The organism is Shewanella sp. 0m-8 (assembly GCF_052977265.1).
Genome location: NZ_JBRIMB010000083.1, coordinates 1 through 8200, shown reverse-complemented (window position 1 = coordinate 8200; position 8200 = coordinate 1). Strand labels below are relative to the sequence as shown.

Annotated in this window: 2 protein-coding genes; both read left to right on the top strand. The window is 43.9% G+C overall.

The genetic code is table 11. The annotated features are described in order from the left end of the window. Positions 1-4122 (top strand): VCBS domain-containing protein (locus ACVBIO_RS21135; protein WP_447173386.1); only part of this gene is annotated, 4122 nt, incomplete at its 5' end. 245 nt (positions 4123-4367) lie between these two features. After that, on the top strand, positions 4368-8200 hold a 3833-nt coding region (locus tag ACVBIO_RS21130; RefSeq protein ID WP_447173385.1), incomplete at its 3' end, for a retention module-containing protein.

The window sequence follows — 8200 nt, the reverse complement described above, 5'->3', positions numbered from 1 at the left end:
TACGATATCGATAACGACCTGCTTAATTTCTTAGCCGAAGGCGATGTGATCACCCTAAGTTTTGATGTCACTGTAACTGACAGTAACGGTGCCTTTGATACTGAAACCGTGACCATCACCATTAACGGTAGTAACGACGGCCCAATCGCCAATGCCGATACCCATGTGGTCGATGAAGCGGTGAATAATGCCGCCACGACCTTGATCAGCGGTGAAGTGATTGCAGGTATGGATCACGGCAGCGGCTTTGCCGATGTCGCCGATAGCGATCCTGAAAACCAAACCCTTAATGTGGTGAAAGTAGAAAATTACAACAACGTCACCATAGGTGATGGCGATACCGCGATTGGTAACAACATCGTGTTAGTCGGTGAGTTTGGAACCTTGACCATCTCTTCCGATGGTAGCTACAGCTATCTGCTTGATGACAGCAATACCACCATCAATGGCCTCGATGTCGGTGAGATGGAAACCGATACTTTCACCTACTGGATTGAGGATGCCGACAACCAGCAGGCGATGGCAACCCTCACTATTACCATCAACGGTAGTAACGACGCGCCAATCGCCAATGCCGATACCCATGTGGTCGATGAAGCGGTGAATAATGCCGCCACGACCTTGATCAGCGGTGAAGTGATTGCAGGTATGGATCACGGCAGCGGCTTTGCCGATGTCGCCGATAGCGATCCTGAAAACCAAACCCTTAATGTGGTGAAAGTAGAAAATTACAACAACGTCACCATAGGTGATGGCGATACCGCGATTGGTAACAACATCGTGTTAGTCGGTGAGTTTGGAACCTTGACCATCTCTTCCGATGGTAGCTACAGCTATCTGCTTGATGACAGCAATACCACCATCAATGGCCTCGATGTCGGTGAGATGGAAACCGATACTTTCACCTACTGGATTGAGGATGCCGATAACCAGCAGGCGATGGCGACGCTGACCATTACAATCAATGGTAGTAATGATGCTCCAAGCATTGTTGATGCCACACCAACTACCGTTTCAGAAGAAGGGTTAACAAACGGTATTATTGACAATGTTGGTGATCCGACCGATACAACTAATCTCAAAACTCAAGACGGAAAAATTATATTTTCCGATGTAGATACGCCAAATAGCAACGTATTCGACGTATCACTTGAAGGCCCGAGTACAGACATGTATTCCAATAATGTACTGGTGACTTGGTCTTGGGATAATAATACTAAAACACTCACAGGTATGGCTGGTAGCAATACTGTAATGACAATTGTGCTAGGGACTGTAACATCAGAGTTGTCGGGGTTTGAGGTGGTTTACACCGTAAATTTACTCGCCAATATCGATCATCCTTTAAATGACATAGAAGATATACTGACATTCAACTTTGGCGCCGTTATCAATGACGGTATTCATGATGTCGCTACAGATTTCGACGTCACGATAGAAGATGATGCACCAGTGGACGAAGTCGATGAGTCTGCAGAAAACATTATTCCGCACTTAATAGGAAGCAGTGTCGCAGGGGATCTATTTGATCCTGGAGCTGATGGGTTTGGAAATGTAGATTTTCAAGTGTTGACTGATGGTCTCCAGTATAACGGTCAAGACCTCAGCTACTCTATGAATGGTAATACATTAACTGCAAGTGCTAACGGAACGGATGTTTTCACCGTAACGGCAATAATGGACCAAGATGGTCACTACGACTATGAGTTTAACCTGCTACAAGAGGTCGACCTCGAAACAATCATTGATTATGATCTTGGGTCTGCCCCCGCTGGTAATAACTCGGCTTACTATGTCGACGCTGATGGAACCATATATAGCCAAAATGGCCAGGCAGCAAACATCATCTCAACCATTACCGGTTTTACTAACGGAATATCTTCTCAAATTAACGCAAACAGCCACGGTATGGGAGTTGGGCCACAAACTTCTATCAGTGATGATGAGTCAATAAAAGTCGATTATGGAGTTAATGGGACATCCTTACTGGCTATTAATCTGGGCACAAATAATAACGGTGTTCATACTGGGACTGCCGACATCCGATATATCATTACTTATACGGACAGCAGCACCAAAACGGTAAATACAACTATTAATGGCACCTTGATAATCGAAGAGCTCGAGGCTAATAATTTAAATATAATGTCCATAGAGATTATTCATCTTAGTGGGGAAGACTTCCAGGTAACTAGCCTTGCATCCAACGGCTTAATTTATAATGAACCCATTAATATTGAATTTGGATACACTGCAACAGATGGCGATAATGACGCCGTTGTATTCACACCAGATAACTCTGGTCATTTCAACATTACTTTGACTCCAGACAATTTAGAGCCTAACGCACTAAATAATGTCTATAGCATTGATACTGGTACAAGTCTTACTGCAAATATGATCGCTGACGACACTGAAAGTGGCATTGACAGCGATGGTGATTCTGATCCCCTAACAATCACCCAAATTAATGGTGTAGATCTAACCTATGTAAATGGCTCCGCAGTGATTGCATTACAGGGTGGTCAATTAACTGTTCAAGAGAATGGTGCCTTTGCGTTCGATCATAATGGCAACTCCTCAAACCCTGTTAGCTTCACTTACACCGTCAGTGATGGAAACGGTGGCTTAGATACAGCCGTCGTAGATATTGGTATCTACAGTAGTGCAACCCTTAGCCCCGGAGATGATACGTACACAGGTACTGATGGCAACGATACAATCATCAGTGATGTACCAGGCGTTATTGCAGGAGAAAGCTACAATATTGCCTTTGTCATTGACTCTTCCGGTAGTATGGGAGCCAGCGCGGTAGCCACAGCTAAAGCCCAAATTACACAGGTACTAAATACGTTAATAGCGAATGCTAATCAGCCTGGTGCAGGTACAGTTAACGTACTATTAGTCGATTTTGATCAAAGCGCTAATAGGCTGATCTCGATTGATCTTAGTGCGGATAATGCTGCAGCAATGATAGCATCCGCCTTTACTTCAATGAGCAGTGGCGGCACTACAAATTACTCTGCAGCTCTAAACGAAGCATATAATTGGTTTAACGATAACTTTGCAAACGGGAACAACCGAACGTTTTTCATTACTGACGGCGCTCCAAATACCGATAATGGTCAATCAGGTAATTATTTTGATAATGCGTTAGCCGCATACGCGCTATTAAATGGTATTTCAACAGTTGAAGCTATCGGTTTAGGGCCAAATATCAACACTTCAATATTAGGTCAGTTCGACTCTGCTACTCCCCTTATCAATAACATTGATGTGAATGATTTAGCTGATGCCATTTTACAATCAAATACATTCCCAGGTAATGACACCATTGCTGGCGGTAATGGGGATGACATTATTTTTGGCGACTTAACTGACTTCCTAGGTAATGGCCTACAAGGCATGGAAGCGCTTAGAGAATATGTTGCCGATGAGCGAGGAGTAAATATTAATGCAATTAAGGATGTGGATGTTCACGAGTTTATATCAGAAAATTACTCGAGCTTTGATGTATCCCAAGCAAATGATGGTTCCGACACCTTAAACGGCGACAACGGTAACGATATCATCTTTGGTCAAGGTGGTGATGATACCCTTAATGGTGGAGCAAATAACGATATTCTTATCGGCGGTGACGGTAGCGATACCATTATCGGGGGAGTTGGCAGAGATTTACTCTCTGGAGGCATAGGTAATGACGCACTTTACGGTGGAGAGCTATTAAACCCCGATGACAGTGAAAGAGACTTCTTTGTTTGGGGATCTAACTCCGCTGATGGCAGCACCGACACCATTTATGGCTTTAACAATCAAATCGATACACTGGATCTTTCTGATCTTCTTGTGAATGAAGAGAATGGTAATCTAGAAGACTTCTTGTCTTTCAGCTTCAATTTAGGTGATACAACAATTACTATCGATGCTGATGGGCTTGGAGGTAGTACAGATAGCGTTATGATTGTCCTCGACGGTATTGATCTATCAAGTGTTTATGGCTCTACTGATGCTAGCATCATTATTGCAGAGCTTATTACAGATGAGGCTCTAATAGCAGACCCAAATACGACACCATTTATTCCACCTTATGAGCAAGTCGATGACGGATTAAATCTGCCGTAATTATCAGTCAAAAGTAGCAATCCATCGATTCGATTACCGATGAATGAAAAAAGGCCACTATATCTAGTGGCCTTTTTAATATTTAGTTCTAATTCCATTTTTGCAGTCCAACATTCCCTCCAAAAACAACAACCATAAAGCGCCAAGAAATTGACCTTAAGCAATCATTTATATAACATCACACGATTAGAGGTTACTTTTAAGTACTCAGTTACAACAAACTTGTTTTTGCAGGGAGCAGGGCAATGAAATCGATAATCACAACACAAGCTGGACACATCCAAAACATCAATGGCATTGTTACCGCTACTATTAATGGTAGTGTTCAGCAACTTAGTGAAGGTGAATTAGTTCCTGCTGGAACTAATATATCGATTGCTGAAGATGGTTTTGTCGACATACTATTAGATGATGGCAGCTCACTTTCATCCTCATCAGAAGAAAATAGCGAATTACTAAACACTCCTTCAACGCCTTCGAATAGTTCCCCCTCAGCTGAAGACGAAGCCCTAAGTGAAATCGAAGCAATCCAAGCGCTTATCGCTTCAGGAGAAGATCCTACAGACGGCCCAGACACTGCCGCAGGTAACCAAGCTGGTAACGAGGGTGGCTCTAGTCATGTATCTATTGCTCGCGGCGGATCAGAAACGATTGCGAATGCAGGCCATGATACAGCAGGACAACAAGACTTCCCTCTTGTTGCAAGCCTATCTTTAAATAATACCAATGATGATGCTAACGCCGACTCTGGAATAGATAACACAATTCAAATTGCCCAATTCACTGATAACTTTGTCAATGGCGTAGCCTATACGACATCATCGGGTCTTAGCGGTTTTACTGGTGATGCAGGTTCTGATGGCTCATTTACTTATCGTGAAGGCGATACCATTACTTTCACCATAGGTAATGTCACCATAGCAGCTTTTGGCGCTGATGCGATTCAAGGCACAATCTTATTCCTGCAAGATATCGCAGGCACTTCACTTGCTGATAGTAATCTCAACTATGTAGAAAATATGGCTATTTTTCTACAAGCTTTGGATAACGATCTTAGTGATGGAACTGATGACGGCATCCTACAAACGAATAGCTTACTCAACCTAGATGCTAGCTATGATTCAAATATCAATATCTCGACTGCAATACACGAACTATTAAGCAGTTATATTGATCCGACAACTGGCGAACCATTAAATATTGCCACAGCAGGTAAAGAGATGCTGTCGCAAGTCCTTGCACTGCTTGGGATTGAGTTTACTCGCGATTCAGAACGCTCTCCTGACGAGCAAAACGTTTTCGAAAGCTTAGCCATGGGTCACGTTGCCGACACCATTGAAGACTTAGCAGGGGACCGCGCCCCGGATGCTGCAGATGAAAGAACCGTTGACGTACTTGAAGTGCCTGGCGGTCTAGTTACATATAACTATAACGAGCTAGATGGACAAATTACATTTTCGGCAGAAGATTTACTTAAAGGCGCCACAGCACATCAAGTTATTAGCGATAACCTAGTCGTTAAAAATGTGCGCTTAAGTGCTGACTTTGAAGATATTGGAACCCTGGTTGATTTAGGTGATGGGAACTACGCCATCATCCTAAACGAAGGCGTAGATCAATATGATCTGGAAGGGTTAACACTCGACTATCGTGTTGAGGATTGGACAGCCTTTAGAGAAGTCACCTCTTCAACTCAAGATCAATTCAAGTCACACTTATCGGCTGACATTCCAGATGTTTCTGAAGGTGACGGATACAATGAGTTTACACTCAACAGTGAGCTCGTATTTGAAGAGGGCTCCCTCTTAGAAATCACCTTTACCAGTGAACTTCTTAGCGAGCAATTAGGTATTCCAATTGCCGAGTATGCCGATGATTATACGGTTCCGATCGAATACTCAAATGATGGCGGATTGACTTGGCAGACGATGACGGTCACCTCTATCGATTATAGTGGCAGTATCCCCCGCCCTATTTTTGGTTTTGAGTTATCTGCAGGCAATAGCAGCGTAATGATCCGTGTACCAATTTTCGATGACGCTAAAATTGAACCTACCGAGTACTTCAGAGCGACTGTCACAGGTGAGAATGTATATGACGAGCTATTAGACTTCGCGATTTTTGATAACGATGCCGCTGGCAGCGATTTGCCTCTGATTAACATAGACTACGCAATCGCAGTTGAAGGCATGGAAAATGCGGTATTTACGCTAACCTTAAGTGAGCCAAGCGACGAAACTATTACCGTAAGTTATTCTAGTGAAGAGCTATCGGCACTCTTTGGTGAAGACTTTATCGCAGTCTCAGGCACTGTTACCTTCCTACCAGGACAAACCACAGCATTTATTACAGTGCCAATTGTTGATGATCTCATTGTAGAAAATCCAAACCCTGAGTTTGCGCTTATCAATTTGTTCGATCCTACCAATGCTCAACTAGCCGACTCACAAGGTACATTACGTATTTTCGATAACGATAGCCCGATAAATGCGGATGTCAGCATCGACCTTGACCCGATCACTGGCGATAATCTAGTCACCAATGACGAAGGGCAACAAAGCATTACCATTACCGGTACAGTCAACGCAGATGCTGCAATCACCATAGGCATCATCGTCATTACGATAAATGGTACCAATTACCAAACCTTAATGAACGAAGATGGTAGCTTCTCAATAACAGTAGAAGGCTCAGAACTATTACTAGATGCTGACACCGTCGTTGATGCTGTTGTGCATGGCTTTGGCCATAATGGCGAACGTGGCCAAGCATCGACGACTGAAGATTACGATTTAATGAGTATCGTCCAAGATGATGTTCAAGTTATTGATGAAGACAGTGTAGCTACGGGTAACGTACTCGATAACGACTCAGACCTAGATGATGACCTAACAGTCGCCTCTTTTGAGGTCGAAGATCAAGAATACACAGCAGGAAGCAAGGCTGAAGTTGAAGGTGGCGAACTCGTCATCAATGAAGATGGCTCTTACACCTTCACGCCTAATGACAACTGGAACGGCAGCGTACCAGTCATCACCTACACAACAAATACGGGTGAGAGCGCAATACTGACACTTGAAGTGACGCCAGTCATTGATGGAGCACCGCAAGTAACCATAGCTACAGATGCAAATAATGATGCATTTATCAACTTTGATGAACTTGCTGAAGCATCAACTATAGATATCACTATCGACTTAACCAGCACGGGTGCGATTGCCGGAGACACACTCACTGTTAATGATGTCGATATCATTCTTACTCAAGCTCAAATTGATGAAAATTCGGTAGACCTGACTTTACCTTCCCCTGGGGAAGGTAATGAAATAATCGTTACAGCGACAGTTACAGATCAAGCTGGTAATACCTCTGCACCAGGTTCCGATTCAGCAGTTATTGACACTCTTGCAGAAACGAGCATAGACCTTAACCAGATAGTGATAGGCACAGATAACGTCATAAATGGTGATGAAGCCATTGGTACAGTTACCCTCAGCGGAACTGTAGGTGGTATTGCACAAGTTGGTGATACTATTACCCTCACCTTAGATGGCAATACTATCATTACCACGACTGTCATTGAGTTAAATGATAGTGTTCTTGGATTTAGCACCACTGTCGATGCAGGCATTCTAGTAGATGGTGAAACAACAACTGTTACTGCCAGCGTCACCAGCACCGACTTAGCAGGCAACAGCGCCACCGCGACCGATACCGAGGATTATGACGTCGATACGACTGCGCCGGTCAACTTGGCCATTACCCTTGATGAGAACATCACCGCAGATGACATCATCAACGCACAGGAATCAGGTGAGCAAATCGCCGTTGCCGGTGTGGTGACCGGTGAATTTAATGATGGCGACACCGTGACCCTGACGATCAACACTGTTGAATATCAAGGCACTGTGAATGCACAAGGTCAATTTAGTATCTTGGTTGAAGGCAGCGACTTAGCCGCTGACGCAGATCAAACTATCAATGCCAGCGTCACCAGCACCGACTTAGCAGGCAACAGCGCCACCGCGACCGATACCGAAGATTATGACGTCGATACGACTGCGCCGGTCAACTTGGC